This window comes from Streptomyces sp. NPDC042002 (assembly GCF_055588305.1).
This window is the reverse complement of record NZ_JBVJCT010000001.1, coordinates 478612-494837: the sequence shown is the minus strand read 5'-3', so window position 1 is coordinate 494837 and position 16226 is coordinate 478612. Positions and strand designations below refer to the sequence as shown.

Here is a 16226-nt window from a genome sequence, read left to right as displayed (position 1 = left end):
AAACGCCGGAGGGGCTGGACTACAGCCCCGCCAACACCCCCCGTACCGCCTCCAGATCGGCGTCCGAGGCCAATCCCGCGTGGTACAGCCGCAGTTCCGTCGCACCCAGCTCGATCGCGCGCGCCGCGTCCGCCGCCAGGGTGGCCGGCCGGCCGCCCATCCCGGACACCACGGTGAAGTTGGCCGCCAGGACACGCCCCTTGGCGCCCGCGCGCGCCGCCTCCGCGAACGGGGTCAGCAGGTCCGCGCCCCCGGTGCACGGCACGACCACCCCGTCGGCCACCGACAGGACGTGCCGCGGGTCGACCCCGGCGTTGGCGCCGCAGTGGAAGGAGACGGGGTCGGCGTGCAGCAGTACCTGGAACCCGGCCGGTGCGGCGGAGCGGACGGCCGAGACCGTCTCCTCCTGGAGCGAGCGGGCCACCCGGTCGCGCCAGGCGCGGGTGGCCGCGGCGGTCGCCGCCCCGAGCAGCTTCTCCACCCCGGCCCAGCCCCCGTCGGACGGCGCCCCCCGCCACACGGGCTCCAGCGCGCCGCGCACGAAGGACGCCAACTCCTCGGCGTCGAGGCCCTGCCGGTCGTATCCGTCCGCGCACGCGGCGCAGAAACAGAGCGACATCAGGTACTGCCCGGCGTCCCCGAGCGCCACCCCGCCGATCTTGTCGTGGGCGTGCAGATGGGCGAGCCCGTACCAGCCGAGCGACTCAAGTTCCGTACCGGCGGCGCCGGGCCGGACCGCGGCCTCCACCGCGAGATCGGTGAGGTAGGCGCGGGTGCCGGGCTGGGCGACGCAGGGCGCCCAGGGATACCGGTCGCCGTAGGCGTTGACGACGGAGGTCGTCGGATGTTCTTCCCCCATACGGGAGTTGTGCGCGAGCACGACCCAGGTGTGGACGTCGAGACCGGCCCCGGCGAGCGCGGCGGCGGCCTCGCCGTACGCGTCACCGGGTGCCCAGTCGCCCGCCGGGTAAGGGCGAAGGGCGCGGCCCTGCCACCGTGCCTCGTCCACCGGGTAGAGCACGGCGGCGTGCGAGGCCGTGACGATCCGGTGGCGGGGGTGGCGGGGCGTCGCGGCGCGCGTGGAGTGGTACGCCGACGCGAGGGTCACCTGGCGGACGCCGAGACCGGCGGTCCTGGCGGCGGCCTCCGGGTCCCCGTTGACGTCCCAGGGGTACAGGAACACGGACGTCGTCACACGCCCTCCTCAAGCAGCGCGTACCCGCGGTCGATCAGCTGCGCGAGCTGCTTGACGTGGTCCTCGGCCGGCTCGTTCAGCGGGGGCCGCACCTCGCCGACGTCCAGTCCGCGCAGCCGGACGCCCGCCTTGACGAGGGCCACCGCGTAGCCGCGTCCCTGCGCGCGCAGGTCGACGAAGGGCCGGTAGAAGCTGTCCAGCAGCCGGTTCACGGTCGTGTCGTCCCCGGCGTTCAGGGCCCGGTGGAAGGCCAGCGCGATCTCGGGGGCGAAGCAGAAGACCGCCGAGGAGTAGAGCGTGATCCCCAGTCCCCGGTAGGCGAGTCCGGTCAGTTCGGCGGTCGGCAGTCCGTTGAAGTAGAGGAAGTCGCCGGGTGCCTCGCTGCGTACGGCGCTGACGATCCGCTGCATCAGGTCCAGGTCGCCGAGCCCGTCCTTGAAGCCGATGATCCCCTCGGTGCGGGCGAGTTCGACCACGCTCCCCGGGGTGAAGACGGCGTTGTCGCGCTGGTAGACGATGACGTCCAGGGAGGTGGCGGCGGCGATCTCCCGGTAGTGCCGCAGCAGGCCCTCCTGCCCGGCCGTCACGAGATACGGCGGCATGGCGAGCAGCCCGTCGGCCCCGGCGGCCTCCGCGAGGCGGGCGTAGCGCACGGCGAGGGCCGTCCCGTATCCGGCGCCCGCGACCACCGGCACGCGTCCCGCGGTCGCCTCCACGGCGGCCCGCACGCACGCCTCGAACTCCTCGGGCACGAGCGCGTGGAACTCACCGGTGCCGCAGCAGGCGAAGACCGCCGCGGCTCCGGCCTCGACGCCGCGTCGCACATGCTCCCGGTAGACGTCGAGATCGACGGTGCCGTCGGGGCCGTACGCGGTGACGGGGAAGAAAAGCGGCCCGCTGGGGATGCTCAGCCGAGCGGCAAGAGGGGCTGACGTCACGGACTCTCCCTTAAAAGGTGCCCACCGAGTGCACGTTTCTGATCCACGTCCATATCTCTGAACGCGCCCACGCTAAGCCGCCACCTTAGGGCTGGTCAAGCACGCAAACCCGCAACACGAAGGCGGATTTCGCCCCTCCGCGTGCCACTTGACGCAGCACGTCAGCAATCCTTAGCGTGTCCATGGATGTGAATGCCAGACACGAATACGGCCGCCTGGCCGAGCCCTCGCCGACCGCCCGGCGGCACCCCCGCCCTGCCACACCGGCCCGCACCGAGGAGACCCCGCATGCCCGCTCCCCGCACCGTTCTGCTCACCGGCGCCGCCGGCGGACTCGGCACCCTGATGCGCGGGCTGCTGCCGGAGTACGGCTACGGGCTGCGCCTGCTCGACGTGCTCCCCGTCGAGGGCGAGCCGGACGCGATCACCGCCGACCTCGCCGACCGGGCGGCGCTGCGCGAGGCCGTACGGGGCGTCGACGCGATCATCCACCTCGCGGGCATCTCCCTGGAAGCCTCCTTCGACAAGATCCTCAAGGCGAACGTCGAGGGGACGTACAACCTGTACGAGGCGGCGCGCGAGGAGGGCGTACGCCGTGTCGTCTTCGCCTCCTCGAACCACGCGGTCGGCTTCACCCCGCGCCCGCGGGGTGACGACCCCCTGATCCCGATCGACACCCCGCACCGCCCGGACACCTTCTACGGCCTCTCCAAGTCGTTCGGCGAGGACCTGGCGCAGCTCTACTGGGACAAGCACGGCCTTGAGACCGTCTCGGTGCGCATCGGGTCCTGCTTCACGGAGCCCACCAGCGTGCGCATGCTCTCCGTGTGGATGAGCCCCGAGGACGGCGCCCGGCTCTTCCACGCGGCCCTGACCGCGAAGGACGTGGGCCACACGGTCGTCTACGGCTCGTCCGCCAACACCCGCCTGTGGTGGGACCTTTCGACCGCGCGGGCGCTCGGCTACGAACCGCGCGACGACTCCGAACCGTATGCCGGGAAGATCGTCGCCGAACAGGGCGAACTCGACCCCGGCAACCCCGACCACGCCCACCTGGGCGGCCACTTCACGACGCACCCGCCGATCTGGCCGCACTGACACGGCAGTTGGAAGCGGGACGGCGGGGGGGGACCGAACGGGCCCGCCCGCTCCCCTGTTCGGGCACGGACCCTGCCCGATCCCACCTCCTCACCCGCTCCGCCCCAGGTCCGCCGCGGGCGGCCACGGCACCGAACGGGCACAGCCGGGCAGCATCGGGCCCGCAACAGGCCTGGTCAGTGGCCGACACCCGCTGTAGAACTTCCCTCAAGGGCTCCACCGGGCCCGAACGGGCAGTGCGCGACGGAGCGCGAGGAAGCGGGTGACGTCCATGACGGCGGAGGAACGGCAGCGCGAGATCGTCCGGACCGCGCGCCGCACGGGCTCGGTCGACGTCACCGAACTCGCCGGCGAACTGGGCGTCGCCAAGGAGACCGTACGGCGCGATCTGCGCACCCTGGAGGACCACGGCCTGGTGCGCCGTACCCACGGCGGCGCCTACCCCGTGGAGAGCGCCGGTTTCGAGACGACACTCGCCTTCCGCACCACGAGCCATGTGCCCGAGAAGCGCCGGATCGCCGCCGCCGCGGCCGAGTTGACCGGAGACGCCGAGACGGTCTTCATCGACGAGGGGTTCACTCCGCAGCTCATCGCCGAAGCACTGCCCAGGGACCGGCCGTTGACCGTGGTCACCGCCTCGCTCGCCACGGCCGGGGCGCTCGCCGGGGCCGACAACACGAGCGTCCTGCTGCTCGGCGGCCGGGTCCGTCCCGGCACACTCGCGACCGTCGACCACTGGACGACGAAGATGCTCGCCGGCTTCGTCATCGACCTCGCGTTCATCGGCGCCAACGGCATCTCCCGCGAACACGGCCTCACCACCCCGGACCCCGCGGTCAGCGAGGTCAAGGCGCAGGCGATCAGGGCCTCCCGGCGTACGGTCTTCGCCGGTGTGCACACCAAGTTCGGCGCCGTCAGCTTCTGCCGGTTCGCCGGCGTCGGCGCCCTGGAGACGATCGTCACGAGCACCCTGCTCCCGGCCTCCGAGGCGCACCGCTACTCACTGCGGGGCCCCCAGGTCATCCGCGTCTGACACCCCTGCCGACCCGACCCGCCACCTCTCCCACTCCACCGGCCGCGACGGCCCAACTCACCCGCTCCGGGGCACCCTTACGCCTCGACCCGCCCCTTATCTCCTCATTCATCCAGGAGTGATCCATGCGAACCCCGAGCCGACGGAGGCCGCGCGCGCTGCTCGCCGCGGCCGCCGCAGGGACGCTGCTCTCCCCGCTCCTCTCCGGCTGCTGGACCGGAGCGGGCGGGTCGGGCTCCGGCGGGAACTCCATCAACGTCCTGATGGTCAACAACCCGCAGATGGTCGAGCTGCAGAAACTCACCAAGGCCCACTTCACCCAAGAGACCGGCATCAAGGTGAACTTCACCGTCCTGCCGGAGAACGACGTCCGCGACAAGATCAGCCAGGACTTCGCCAACCAGGCGGGCCAGTACGACGTCGCCACCCTGTCCAACTACGAGATACCGATCTACGCCCGCAACGGCTGGCTGCACGAGATGGACTCGTACGTCCGCCACGACAGCGGGTACGACGAGCAGGACATCCTGAAGCCCATGCGGCAGTCGCTGACCGCCGCCGACGGAAAGCTCTACGGACAGCCGTTCTACGGCGAGTCGTCCTTCCTGATGTACCGCAAGGACGTGTTCGCAGCGAAGGGCCTGACGATGCCCGCGCATCCCACCTGGGAGCAGGTGGGCAGGCTGGCCGCCGCGACCGACGGCGCCGAACCCGGCATGAAGGGCATCTGCCTGCGCGGCCTGCCCGGCTGGGGCGAACTCATGGCACCGCTCACCACCGTGGTGAACACCTTCGGCGGCACCTGGTTCGACAAGGACTGGAAGGCCCGTCTGGACTCCCCCGAGTTCGAGAAGGCCACCAACTTCTATGTGAACCTCGTACGCGAGCACGGCGAGTCCGGCGCGGCCCAGTCAGGCTTCGCCGAGTGCCTCAACAACATGACCCAGGGCAAGACGGCCATGTGGTACGACGCCACCTCGGCCGCCGGCCTGCTGGAGGCCAAGGACTCCCCGGTCAGGGGCAAGCTCGGCTACGTGCCGGCGCCGGTCGAGAAGACCGCGTCCTCCGGCTGGCTCTACACCTGGGCCTGGGGACTCCAGAAGGCCTCGCACAACTCGGACAAGGCCTGGAAGTTCATCTCCTGGGCCTCCAGCAAGCGGTACGAGCGACTGGTCGGGACCACCACCGGCTGGTCCGACGTACCGGCGGGCAAACGCGCCTCGACGTACACGAACGCCGCCTACCGCAAGGAGGCCGCGGCCTTCCAGGACATGACCCGTGCGGCCATCGAGGGCGCCCGGCCCACGGACCCCGGCGTCCAGCCGCGCCCCGCGCCCGGCATCCAGTTCGTCGGCATCCCCGAGTTCACCGACCTCGGCACCAAGGTCTCGCAGGAGATCAGCGCGGCCATCGCCGGACGCCAGTCCGTCGACTCGGCGCTGAACAAGTCCCAGAAACTCGCCGAGAAGATCTCCAAGGAGTACGAGGGACGATGACCGCCACGACCACGGCCCGCGTGGCCGCTCCCCCCGTACACGCCCATCGGCAGCCGTCCGCCCGGCTGCGCGCCTGGGCCACCCGCGGACCGCTGCTCCCGGCCCTGATCTTCATGATCGCGGTGACCCAACTGCCCTTCGTGGCCACGCTGGTGATCTCGTTCTTCGACTGGAACGCCCTCTACCCGAAGGCCCGCCGTTTCACCGGCTTCGGCAACTACTCGGACGTCCTGACCGACGCCGGTCTGCGCCACTCCGTCTGGACGACGATCCTGCTGACCGTCACCGTCGTCCTCGTCAGTCTGGTCCTCGGCCTGATCCTGGCCCTGCTCCTGGACCGGAGGTTCAGAGGGCGCGGCATCGTCCGCACCCTGCTGATCGCACCGTTCCTGGTGGTCCCCGTCGCCGCGGCCCTCCTCTGGAAACACGTGCTCTACAACCCTGAATACGGCCTGCTCAATGGGTTGTTGCACGCTGTGGGCGGCCCACAGCCCGACTGGATCTCCAACACCCCGCTGCTCGCGGTCGAGGCCTCCCTGGTCTGGCAGTGGACGCCGTTCATGATGCTCATCCTGCTCGCCGGCCTGCAGAGCCGCGACCACCAGCAGATCGAGGCGGCCCGGGTGGACGGCGCGAACGACTGGCAGGTCTTCCGCCACCTCACCCTCCCGCACCTGCGCCGCTACCTCGAACTGGGCGCCCTGCTGGGCTCGATCTACATCGTCCAGAACTTCGACGCCGTCTTCACCCTCACCTCCGGGGGCCTCGGCACCGCGAACCTGCCCTACACCGTCTACCAGAGCTTCTACCAGGCCCACGAGAACGGCCTCGCCTCCGCCGCGGGCGTCCTGGTGGTCATCGGCTCGATCGTCATCGCGACCTTCGCCCTGCGCGTGGTGTCGTCCCTGTTCCGTGAGGAGGGGTCCCGCTGATGAGCGCCACCGCGACACGCGTCCGCCCCCGCCGCGCCAAAGGGGCCGGCCTCGGCCTGGCTGCCTGGGTGCTGGGCATCGTGTTCTTCCTGCCCATCGCCTGGATGGCCCTGACGTCCTTCCACTCCGAGCCGGACGCGGCGAAGAACCCGCCGTCCTTCGGCGCGGCCCTGACCCTCGACGGCTACCGGGAGTTCTTCGGCACGGGCGGCGGCGCGAGCCCCTGGCCCGCGATCGTCAACTCCACCGTGGCGTCGGTGGTGTCCACCGTCTGCGTCCTGCTGCTCGCCCTCCCGGCGGCGTACGCGCTCTCCGTCCGCCCGGTGAAGAAGTGGACGGACGTCCTGTTCTTCTTCCTGTCGACCAAGATGCTGCCCGTGGTGGCGGGCCTCCTGCCGATCTACCTCTTCGCCAAGAACACCGGCATGCTCGACAACATCTGGCTGCTGGTCATCCTCTACACCTCCATGAACCTGCCGATCGCGGTGTGGATGATGCAGTCGTTCCTCGCCGAGGTCCCCGTCGCGGTGATCGAGGCCGCGCAGATCGACGGCGCCCGGCTCCCGACCGTCCTGACCCGGGTCGTAGCCCCCATAGCCCTCCCCGGTATCGCGGCAACGGCCCTGATCTGCTTCATCTTCAGCTGGAACGAACTGCTCTTCGCCCGGGTGCTCACGGGCGTGGTCGCGGAGACCGCCCCCGTCTTCCTGACCGGATTCATCACCAGCCAGGGCCTGTTCCTGGCGAAGGTGTGCGCCGCGTCGCTCGTCGTCTCCCTGCCGGTGCTCGCCGCGGGGTTCGCCGCCCAGGACAAACTGGTCCAGGGTCTGTCGTTGGGAGCCGTGAAATGAAGGCCGCAGTCATCGAGTCCGTGGGCCGTGCCGTCGTGGCCGAGGTCCCCGACCCGACGCCGGGCCCCCGCGAGGTCGTGGTCGAGGTCGCCGCCTGCGGCCTGTGCGGCACCGATCTGCACATCCTCCAGGGCGAGTTCGCGCCCGAACTGCCGATCGTGCCTGGCCACGAGTTCGCCGGCGAGGTGGTCGGCGTGGGCAGCCGGGTCACGGAGCTCGCGGTCGGCGACCGGGTGGCCGTCGACCCGTCCCTGTACTGCTACGAATGCCGCTACTGCCGTACGGGCCACAACAACCTCTGCGAACGGTGGGCCGCGATCGGCGTGACCACCGCGGGCGGCGCCGCCCAGTACACCACCGCCCCCGTCGCCAACTGCGTGAAACTCCCCGAACACGTCAGCACCCAGGACGCGGCCCTGGTCGAACCACTGTCCTGCGCCGTCCGCGGCTACGACGTCCTGCGGGCCCGGCTCGGCGCCCACGTCCTGGTCTACGGCTCCGGAACGATGGGCCTGATGATGCTGGAGCTCGCCAAGCGCACCGGCGCGGCGAGCGTGGACGTCGTCGACGTGAACCCCGAGCGGCTGGCCACCGCCCGGCTGCTGGGCGTCTCCGGGGCGGCGGCGAACCCCGACGAACTGGACCGCCCCCGGGGCTGGGACGTGGTCGTCGACGCGACGGGCAACGCGGCGGCGATCCAGGACGGCCTGGACCGGGTGGCGAAGGCGGGCACCTTCCTCCAGTTCGGCGTGGCCGACTACGCGACCCGCGTCACCATCGACCCGTACCGCGTCTACAACCAGGAGATCACCATCACCGGCTCGATGGCCGTCCTCCACAGTTTCGAACGCGCGGCGGAACTCTTCGCCACGGGCGTCCTCGACCCGTCGGTCCTCATCAGCGACCGCCTCCCCCTGACGAGCTACCCCCAGGCCCTGGAACAGTTCGCGTCGGGCGTGGGACGCAAGATCGTCGTCGTGCCCTAGAACCGAGTCCGGGTCGGCCCTGGCACCGAGTCCGAGTTGCGGGGGCGAAGGAGGACATGCCCCCGCAACTCACCCCTGGGTAAGGGAACGGTAAAGCGCCTCCGCTCGTTACCCCAGTCATGACAGCTATGACCCCTGGCTCGAACATCCCTCTCCCCGTCTCGCGCGTGACGGTGGACGTCACCGCCCCGGTGCGGCTCGACGTGTCGAGCCTGCTGCTCACCGCCGACGGCAAGGTGCGCTCCGACGCCGACTTCATCTTCTACAACCAGCCCACCGGCCCCGGCGTGACCTACCGCTCGGGCGGCGGTACGGCGCCCGACGCGATCACGGTCGACACGGCCGCGGTCCCCCCGGGCATCGAGAAGATCGTCGTCACGGCGAGCCCCGACGCGGCGGGCCAGTCGTTCCAGGGCATCGAACCCACCGCGACGATCCGCAACGCGGACGACAACACGGTCCTGGCCACCTTCACCCCGCCCCGGCTGGGCGCGGAGACGGCCCTGGTGATCGTCGAGGTCTACCTCCGCAACGGCGCCTGGAAGGCCCGCGCGGTCGGCCAGGGCTACGCGAACGGCCTGGCGGGCATCGCCACCGACTTCGGCGTGAGCGTCGAGGAACCCGCCCCGGCCGCCGCCCAGTCCGCCCCCGCGCCGCAGCCCCCGGTGACACCCCCGGCCCCGCCCGTGGACCCCCGCGTCACCGCCCCGCCGGCCCCGGCCGCTCCCCCGGCTCCCCCCGCGGCCCCGGCGCCCTCCGGGAAGATCAACCTCGACAAGGGCCGGGTCAGCCTCCAGAAGAACCAGACGGTCTCCCTGGTCAAAGGCGGCAGCCCGTTCCTCTCCAAGGTCCAGATGGGCCTCGGCTGGGAGCCCGCGTTCCGCGGCAAGGACATCGACCTGGACGCCTCGGTCATCGCGTACGGCCCGCAGCGCAACCACATCGACAGCTGCTACTTCGGCAAGCTCTCCATCGTGAACGGCGCGATCAAGCACTCCGGCGACAACCTCACGGGCGAGGGCGGCGGAGACGACGAGGTGATCACCGTCGACCTCGGCCACCTCCCCCCGGAGGTCACCGGCCTCGTCTTCACGGTCAACTCCTTCTCCGGCCAGAAGTTCACCGAGGTGGCCAAGGCCTACTGCCGCCTCCTGGACGCCGCCACCGGCGAGGAACTCGTCCGCTTCGACCTCACCAACGCCGAGGCCCAGACGGGCGTCATGATGGCCAAGCTCATCAAGCAGTTCTCCGGCGAATGGGACATGACGGCCATGGGCGACTTCGTCAAGTCCCGCACGGTCCGCGGCATGGTGAAACCGGCAGCCGAGTCCCTCTGACCCGGCCCCCCACCCCGGCCGGTCATCCCGACCCCGGGGTGGGCCTCACCCCCTCATACCGGCCCTTCACCCCCGTCGCCCCTGGGGCTCCGCCCCAGACCCCGCTTCTCAAATGCCGGAGGAGCTGAATTTCGCGCCCTGGCTGGGGCGAGCCCCTCTGCTGCCGGCGGTCGGCCCCGACCCACGCACGCGGCACGCGGCACGCACAAGACGCCCGGAGGGCTACGGCCGCAACCCCTCCGTCAGCAGCGACAGATACCGACGGATGTACGTCCCGTCCCCGTTGGCGAGCTCCGACGCGCTGGCCACCCCGTGCGCCAGCCGCAACACCTCGATCGGCTCCAGGTCGGCCCGCAGGGTCCCCTCCCGCTGAGCCGCCTCGACCAGCCGCCCCGCCGCCCCCTTCACGGAGGCCCCGCAGCGCGCCAGCACCTCGGAGCTCCCGTCCGCGACAGCCGACCCGAGCAGCGCCTTCAGCCCGCGGACCTGGATCATCCCCTCACCGAGTTCGTTCAGCCATTCCACGAGGGCCTCACCCGGCGGCAGCTCCGCCGCGATCTCGTCCGCGCGCACGGCGATCGCATCGATGGCGTCCACGTAGACGGCCTCCAGCAGCGCCTGCCGCGTAGGGAAGTGCCGGTACAGCGTCCCGGATCCCACGCCGGCCCGCTTGGCGATGTCGTCCAGAGACGCGCCTTCCCCGTGTTCGGCGAAGGCGACCGCCGCCTCCTCCAGGAGCCGTTCATAGTTCCGCCGCGCATCCGCCCGCATCGGCTTGACCTGGGCCATTCAGATACTCCTTGCGAACCGGGGACCCTCTCCGTATCTTGGCGAGAGTCAAACGGAGACAGTCCCCGCTTATCTCGGCGGGCAGTCCGCGCTGCCCACCCGCACCGTACCGGGGACGCCAGACCAGGAGAACTCCATGTCCACCCCGCCCTCCCCGTCCACGAGCACCCCCACTCCCGACACACCGTCAGCCGGCTTACCCCCGAGGCCGCTTCACCCCGCCGGGGCAACCACCGCCCTCCTCGTCATCGTGACCGTCTACCTGATGGTCGGAGTCGACTCCACCGTCGTCAACGTCGCACTGCCCGACGTCCAGCGGGACCTCGACTTCACCCCGACCGGCCTGTCCTGGGTCCTCAACACGTACACCCTCGCGTTCGGCGGCCTGCTCCTCCTGGGTGGCCGGATCGGCGACATCGCGGGCCGGCGCCGCACCCTCACCGCGGGCGCGCTCCTCTTCGCCGCGTCCTCCCTGCTCGGCGGCCTCGCCACCGAAAGCCCCTGGCTGCTCGCGGCACGCACGCTCCAGGGCATGGGCGCCGCACTCATCGCCCCCAGCACCCTCGCCCTCATCACCACCAGCTTTCCCGAGGGCCCACGCCGCCACCACGCCCTCGGCGTCTACTCCTCGATGGCCGGGATCGGCGCGTCGGTCGGACTGGTCCTCGGCGGCATGCTCACCTCGTGGGCGTCCTGGCGCTGGTCCCTGCTGATCAACGTGCCGATCGGCATCGGGGTCGCCGCCGCCCTTCCGCGCTTCGTCACCGAGACCCCGCGCCACGCGGGCCGGTTCGACGCGGCGGGGGCGCTCATCGGCACGGCGGGCACGACCTCGCTGGTCTACGGGTTCATCCGGGTCTCGGAGGAGGGCTGGAGCGACACCCAGGCGATGCTGGGCTTCAGCACGGCGGCGGCCCTGCTCGTCGGCTTCGCCCTGGTGGAGGCGCGCGCGGAGCAGCCGATCATGCCGCTGCGCCTCTTCGCGAGCCGCGACCGCGCGGGCGCCTACGCCGGTGTCCTGCTGCTGCCCGCGGGCATGTTCGGCGCGTTCTACTTCCTCACCCTGATCAGTCAACAGGCCCTGGGCTACAGCCCGTTGCGTGCCGGTTTCGCCTTCCTGCCGATGACCCTGACGATGTTCACGACCGTGCGCCTCGTGCCGCGGCTGCTCCAGCGCTTCGGCGCCAAGCCGGTCCTGCTCACCGGCATGGCACTGATCGCCGTCGCCGCCGGCTGGCTGTGGCTGCTGGAACCCGGCGACGGCTACCTGTCCGGCCTGCTGGGCCCGCTGCTGGTGATGGGGCTGGGCGTCGGCCTGAGCTTCATGCCGCTGAACGCCACCATCCTCACCGGCATCGGACCGCGCGAGGCGGGTGCCGCCTCCGGACTTCTCCAGACCCTCCAGTGGCTCGGCGGCACCCTCGGGCTCTCCGTACTGGTCACGGTCTTCGGCACGGCGACCCGGCACGCCCACGGCTCACCGTCGGAGATCCTCGTGCAGGGCTCGGCCCGCGCGTTCGGCGCCGGCGCGCTGATCGCCCTGGCCGCGCTGGTGCTGTCGGCGCTCGTGATCACAAGCACCGGACGCGAACGCGGCGCCTAGGGGCTGTCGTCCCTGTCGGACCCGGCACGCACATGGGCGCGGCCCGCACCGAAGTACGGGCCGCGCCCTTCTCGCAAGCCCAGGAGGCTTCACAGCGAGCCCTCAGGTCCACGGCCAGTCCGCGTCCCGCGCCGACTCCAGAAGCGGCACCAGCCGGAAAGCCGCGTCCGAGAGTCCGCCGAAGGTGTGCCTGTTGCCCTTTCCGGACGGACCGTGGCCCGCGCGGTAGCCGGCGAGGTTCCAGGTGTAGACGGGTACGTGTGCCGGGACCTGCTCGGTCGGGTCGCCGTAGTGGCTGTACGTGGCCTGCTCGTCGGTGACGATGAGGACCCGGTCGTGCTTCTTGTAGTGCGCGCGGACCGCCTCGCTCGTGTTGGTGCCGCCGAGGTCGCCGAACCGCCCGATGACCTTGAGCACCGACTCGCCCGTGCTGAACTCCACCCGCTTGCTGGTGGTGCCGAACTCGACGAGGTCCGCGTCCGCCGCCCGCAGCGCGAGCGCCGTTCCGAAGATCGCCGCCGCGTCGGCCCGGTTGAGCTCGGAGCGCTCCGACAGCCGCGAGTAGAACATCGAGCCCGAGCGGTCCACGAGCACCAGGGTCCGGCCGGGCAGCGCGGGCACGTTGGCCAGCGAGTGGCCGAGCGCCTGCTCCAGCGGGTACGACCAGCGCAGCGACGGAGCGTGCTGGTAGGCCGCGAGGTAGCGGAACGGGAACTGCCGCGAGCGCGCGACCTCCGCCGGGTCGCTGATCTTCGCCGCGACCCGGGCAGCCACCTCGTCGCTGACGCCGGCCTCGTCGAAATTGCGCAGGTTGCGGACGAGCGCCATCGCGCCCATGGACGGGATGACGGCCTCCCAGGCCGCCTTGTCCATCGGCCCCTGAAGCCAGCCGGCCAGCGCCTCCCAGGTCATGCCCGCGTCCGCCAGGCGCTGCGCGCCCTGCGCGCCGGTCACGACCTTGCGCCGCTTGGCGGGCCGCAGCGCCATCAGGTCGCGGTGGGCGACGACCATGGGCAGCGACTTGGGGACGACGGCCGTGTCCGGGTTGTGGCGCCGGTCCAGCGCGTACTGGAACAGGTCGCCCTGCCACGGCTTGGCGGGGTCCGGCGCCGCGTGCACGAGGTTGAGGATGTCGCCGAAGCGGTAGCCCTTGGACGCGGTGTCGTACTTCAGCAGCGACTTGCCGCTGTAGAGACGTCGTACGGCGTCGGCGACGCCCCGCTTGACGGGCTTGGGCACGTTGCGGCCGTACTGGGAGGTCCAGTAGGCGAGCAGCTCGCCCGGCTCGTCCGGACGGCGCAGCACGGAGGCGATGACCTGCCGGTTGGCGGGGCCGTCGGTGGCGCCCGCGTCCAGGCGTGCCTTCACGTACTCGGCGGCGCCCACGAGCGAGGCGGTGCGCAGGTTGCCCTCGCCGCGCAGCCAGCCGAGCAGGCCGGCGGTCCAGGACGGGTCGGCGACGGCGAGCTCGCGCACCAGCGCGGCGAACCGGTCGTCGCGGTCGGCGCCGGTCTCGTAGAAGGTCTGCTGCGACACGAAGTTGGCGATCGCGAGCAGGAAGAGCTCGGAGCGCGCGTCGCGCTCCTGGCCCCGGCCGCCCTGGTGCGTCCGCAGCACACGGCCGGTGGACGTGACGCGGGAAGTGGGCTGCGCCTTGGCCGTCTTGGTGTTGAATCGCGCCATGGTGAATTCCCCCGAATTCTTTCTGCGACGACGTCGCGTTTCGGAGGGAGGCACAGCAAATGGAGGGTGCCCGAGGTCAGAAGTCGGCGACGGGCTTACGCAGATGCTCTACCGATTGAGCTACACCGACCCGAAGTCGATGACGGGATTTGAACCCGCAACCCTCTGATCCCAAATGAAGTATCCGTCGCCTGCGCACCGGGCACCCACCATGAGCTGCGCCTCCCGAGATCAAGTCGGCCACGGCGTGGATTCTTTGGAAGAGAAGTAGCCGCGGCCCGCGCACCGGGAGGTGCGTGAAGTTGTGGTGTCCAGAGTTCAGGTTCGGCGGAACCGACGTAGGTGTTCTAACCCCTGAGCTACACCGGCGCGTTGTACCGGTGACGGGACTCGAACCCGCGGCCGCCCCATTATCAGTGGAAGTAGGTCCTGCCTTCGCACCTGGACACATGCATCACTTTAGGAGGGCGGCCGCGCGTCGGGCTAGCGAATTGATTCCGGTGGAACCGGCGGGAGTTCAGCCGCGCTTCTGACGCTTCCAAGGCCCCGTGATCGCGAGCATGATGCCCGGTTCCTGGATGTTGGCGAAGAGGGTGCGGCCGTCGGGCGAGAAGGTGACGCCGGTGAACTCGCTGTACTCCGGGGCCTCGGCGGTGCCGTTGTTGAGCTCGTTGCGGGCGATCGGGTACGTACGGCCGCTCTCGGTGGCGCCGAACAGGTGCTGGACGCCCTCGCCGTCCTCGGCGATGACGAGGCCGCCGTACGGGGAGACGGTGATGTTGTCGGGGCCGTCGAAGGCGCCGTCGGCGGAAGGGTCCGGGTTCACGCCGATGAGGACCTTCAGCGTCAGGGTGCGGCGCCCCGGGTCGTAGAACCAGACCGCTCCGTCGTGCGCCTGGCCGGGGCTCTCGGTGCGGGCGTAGGAGGAGACGATGTAGACGCCGCCGTCGCCCCACCACATGCCTTCGAGCTTGCGGGCGCGGGTGATCCGGCCGTCGGTGAACTGCTTGCGGACGGAGACGGTCCTGGCGTCACGGTCCTGGACGTCGACCCAGTCCACGCCGTAGACCGTGCCGGGCTTGGTGGCGCGGGAGAGGTCGTCGACGAACCTGCCGCCGGAGTCGAAGCACTTGAAGGCCTGGAGGGCCCCGGCGTCGTCGGCGAGGGTGGCGAGCTGTCCGTGGCCGTGCTCGAAGCCCTGCGGGGGCGTCCAGCGGTACAGCAGGCCGTTGGGGCCCGAGGCGTCCTCGGTGAGGTAGAGCCGGCCGCGCTTGGGGTCGACGACGACGGCCTCGTGGGCGTAACGGCCCAGTGCCTTGACGGGTTTGGGGCTCCTGTTGCGGCGGCGGTCGGCGGGGTCGACCTCGAAGACGTAGCCGTGGTCCTTGGTCATGCCGTTCTGGCCGGCCTTGTCCTCGGTCTCCTCGCAGGTGAGCCAGGTGCCCCAAGGGGTGTTGCCGCCCGCGCAGTTGGTGGAGGTGCCCGCGATGCCGACCCACTCGGCGACCTGGTCGTGGCGCACCTCGACGACCGTGCAGCCACCGGACGCGGCCGGGTCGTAGACCAGGCCCTCGGTGAGCGGCACGGGATACGTCCAGCCGGAGCGGGGGCCCTTGAGCTCGTGGTTGTTGACGAGGAGGGTGGCGCCGCGCGGGCCGTCGAAGGTGGAGGTGCCGTCGTGGTTGGACGGCGTGAACTCACCCGAGTCCAGTTTGGTACGGCCGCTGTAGGTGATGACGCGGTAGGAGAACCCGGCGGGCAGCGAGAGCAGTCCCCTCGGGTCGGTGACGAGCGGACCGTAGCCGACACCACCGTGCCGGGCCTCCGCCGAGTCCTCGCCGGCGCCGTCGATCTCCGTCTCCGTGGCGGCGAGCGCGTTGGGGGCGGTGGCGAGGGCGCCTACGCTGCCGACCAGCACGACGCCTGCACCGGTGATCGCGGACTGCCTGGCGAAGTCCCTGCGAGTGAGCGACATGTGATGTCTCCTGTGACGGTGGACTCGGACTGCCGTGCGGGGCGAGTGGCGACCTCGGCTTGCGGCCACACCGTCCCGCCCCCGCCTGAACGCGAGTTGAACGCGCGCCGACTTCAGAGGTCCCGCTTCCGTGAATCCACCCGCCCGGCGCAGGGGAACACGCGCCTCCGCGAGACGATCCGCCCCCGCCCGGGTCACCTCACCAGCCCGGGGGGGAACACCGCTCCGCGGACGATCCCCCCGCGCCCCGCGCCCGAGTCGCCTCACCGACGCAGGAGAACACGCACCTCCACAAAACGTCCGCCCGCGC

The 16226-nt window shown here is 71.0% G+C and carries 13 protein-coding genes; 8 read left to right on the top strand and 5 right to left on the bottom strand.

The genetic code is table 11. The features are described from left to right. Positions 1-19 precede the first annotated feature (19 nt). Both ACZ6KY_RS02140 and ACZ6KY_RS02135 read right to left on the bottom strand, forming a co-directional pair. Positions 20-1195 (bottom strand): hypothetical protein, encoded by a 1176-nt coding sequence (locus ACZ6KY_RS02140; RefSeq protein WP_469308370.1) that lies wholly within the window; start codon positions 1193-1195, stop codon positions 20-22. Then, positions 1192-2133, bottom strand: coding sequence for a 5-dehydro-4-deoxyglucarate dehydratase (locus ACZ6KY_RS02135; RefSeq protein ID WP_469308369.1), 942 nt, complete (start codon positions 2131-2133; stop codon positions 1192-1194). The genes ACZ6KY_RS02140 and ACZ6KY_RS02135 overlap by 4 nt, the downstream gene beginning before the upstream one ends. Before the next feature lie 288 nt (positions 2134-2421). On the opposite strand from ACZ6KY_RS02135, the gene ACZ6KY_RS02130 reads away from it, so the two are divergent. The 7 genes from ACZ6KY_RS02130 to ACZ6KY_RS02100 all read left to right on the top strand — a co-directional run bounded on the left by ACZ6KY_RS02130 (position 2422) and on the right by ACZ6KY_RS02100 (position 9866). Further along, positions 2422-3231 (top strand): NAD-dependent epimerase/dehydratase family protein, encoded by an 810-nt coding sequence (locus ACZ6KY_RS02130; RefSeq protein WP_469308368.1) that lies wholly within the window; start codon positions 2422-2424, stop codon positions 3229-3231. A 271-nt stretch (positions 3232-3502) separates the two neighbouring features. Further along, positions 3503-4264 carry a DeoR/GlpR family DNA-binding transcription regulator gene (locus ACZ6KY_RS02125; protein WP_469308501.1) on the top strand — a complete coding sequence of 254 codons (762 nt, stop codon included), beginning with the start codon at positions 3503-3505 and terminating at the stop codon, positions 4262-4264. A 125-nt stretch (positions 4265-4389) separates the two neighbouring features. After that, on the top strand, positions 4390-5760 hold the full coding sequence (locus ACZ6KY_RS02120) for an ABC transporter substrate-binding protein (protein WP_469308367.1): 1371 nt from the start codon (positions 4390-4392) through the stop codon (positions 5758-5760). Continuing rightward, the gene (locus tag ACZ6KY_RS02115; protein WP_469308366.1) at positions 5757-6692 is read left to right on the top strand and encodes a carbohydrate ABC transporter permease; all 936 of its coding nucleotides are present in this window, start codon (positions 5757-5759) and stop codon (positions 6690-6692) included. Before ACZ6KY_RS02120 ends, ACZ6KY_RS02115 begins: the two co-directional genes overlap by 4 nt. After that, the gene (locus ACZ6KY_RS02110) at positions 6692-7543 is read left to right on the top strand and encodes a carbohydrate ABC transporter permease (protein WP_469308365.1); all 852 of its coding nucleotides are present in this window, start codon (positions 6692-6694) and stop codon (positions 7541-7543) included. The genes ACZ6KY_RS02115 and ACZ6KY_RS02110 overlap by 1 nt, the downstream gene beginning before the upstream one ends. After that, positions 7540-8529, top strand: a complete 990-nt coding sequence (locus ACZ6KY_RS02105) for a zinc-dependent alcohol dehydrogenase family protein (RefSeq protein ID WP_469308364.1) — start codon at positions 7540-7542, stop codon at positions 8527-8529. Before ACZ6KY_RS02110 ends, ACZ6KY_RS02105 begins: the two co-directional genes overlap by 4 nt. Positions 8530-8657: 128 nt before the next feature. After that, positions 8658-9866 carry a TerD family protein gene (locus ACZ6KY_RS02100; protein WP_469308363.1) on the top strand — a complete coding sequence of 403 codons (1209 nt, stop codon included), beginning with the start codon at positions 8658-8660 and terminating at the stop codon, positions 9864-9866. A 222-nt stretch (positions 9867-10088) separates the two neighbouring features. On the opposite strand, the gene ACZ6KY_RS02095 is transcribed toward ACZ6KY_RS02100, so the two are convergent. Beyond that, complete coding sequence (locus ACZ6KY_RS02095; protein WP_469308362.1) at positions 10089-10655, bottom strand: TetR/AcrR family transcriptional regulator; 567 nt, start codon at positions 10653-10655, stop codon at positions 10089-10091. Positions 10656-10791: 136 nt separating this feature from the next. On the opposite strand from ACZ6KY_RS02095, the gene ACZ6KY_RS02090 reads away from it, so the two are divergent. After that, on the top strand, positions 10792-12258 hold the full coding sequence (locus ACZ6KY_RS02090) for an MFS transporter (RefSeq protein WP_469308361.1): 1467 nt from the start codon (positions 10792-10794) through the stop codon (positions 12256-12258). A 102-nt stretch (positions 12259-12360) separates the two neighbouring features. Here the strand turns inward: ACZ6KY_RS02090 and ACZ6KY_RS02085 are convergent, their stop codons facing one another. Both ACZ6KY_RS02085 and ACZ6KY_RS02080 read right to left on the bottom strand, forming a co-directional pair. Beyond that, on the bottom strand, positions 12361-13941 hold the full coding sequence (locus ACZ6KY_RS02085) for a TROVE domain-containing protein (RefSeq protein ID WP_469308360.1): 1581 nt from the start codon (positions 13939-13941) through the stop codon (positions 12361-12363). Between the two features lie 517 nt (positions 13942-14458). Beyond that, on the bottom strand, positions 14459-15916 hold the full coding sequence (locus ACZ6KY_RS02080) for an alkaline phosphatase PhoX (protein WP_469308359.1): 1458 nt from the start codon (positions 15914-15916) through the stop codon (positions 14459-14461). Positions 15917-16226 lie beyond the last annotated feature (310 nt).

Coding starts and splice junctions, on each gene's coding strand:
- ACZ6KY_RS02090 (WP_469308361.1), top strand. CDS start 10,792: ATGTCCACCCCGCCCTCCCCGTCCACGAGCACCCCCACTCCCGACACA.
- ACZ6KY_RS02110 (WP_469308365.1), top strand. CDS start 6,692: ATGAGCGCCACCGCGACACGCGTCCGCCCCCGCCGCGCCAAAGGGGCC.
- ACZ6KY_RS02100 (WP_469308363.1), top strand. CDS start 8,658: ATGACCCCTGGCTCGAACATCCCTCTCCCCGTCTCGCGCGTGACGGTG.
- ACZ6KY_RS02095 (WP_469308362.1), bottom strand. CDS start 10,655: ATGGCCCAGGTCAAGCCGATGCGGGCGGATGCGCGGCGGAACTATGAA.
- ACZ6KY_RS02080 (WP_469308359.1), bottom strand. CDS start 15,916: ATGTCGCTCACTCGCAGGGACTTCGCCAGGCAGTCCGCGATCACCGGT.
- ACZ6KY_RS02105 (WP_469308364.1), top strand. CDS start 7,540: ATGAAGGCCGCAGTCATCGAGTCCGTGGGCCGTGCCGTCGTGGCCGAG.
- ACZ6KY_RS02115 (WP_469308366.1), top strand. CDS start 5,757: ATGACCGCCACGACCACGGCCCGCGTGGCCGCTCCCCCCGTACACGCC.
- ACZ6KY_RS02130 (WP_469308368.1), top strand. CDS start 2,422: ATGCCCGCTCCCCGCACCGTTCTGCTCACCGGCGCCGCCGGCGGACTC.
- ACZ6KY_RS02085 (WP_469308360.1), bottom strand. CDS start 13,941: ATGGCGCGATTCAACACCAAGACGGCCAAGGCGCAGCCCACTTCCCGC.
- ACZ6KY_RS02120 (WP_469308367.1), top strand. CDS start 4,390: ATGCGAACCCCGAGCCGACGGAGGCCGCGCGCGCTGCTCGCCGCGGCC.
- ACZ6KY_RS02125 (WP_469308501.1), top strand. CDS start 3,503: ATGACGGCGGAGGAACGGCAGCGCGAGATCGTCCGGACCGCGCGCCGC.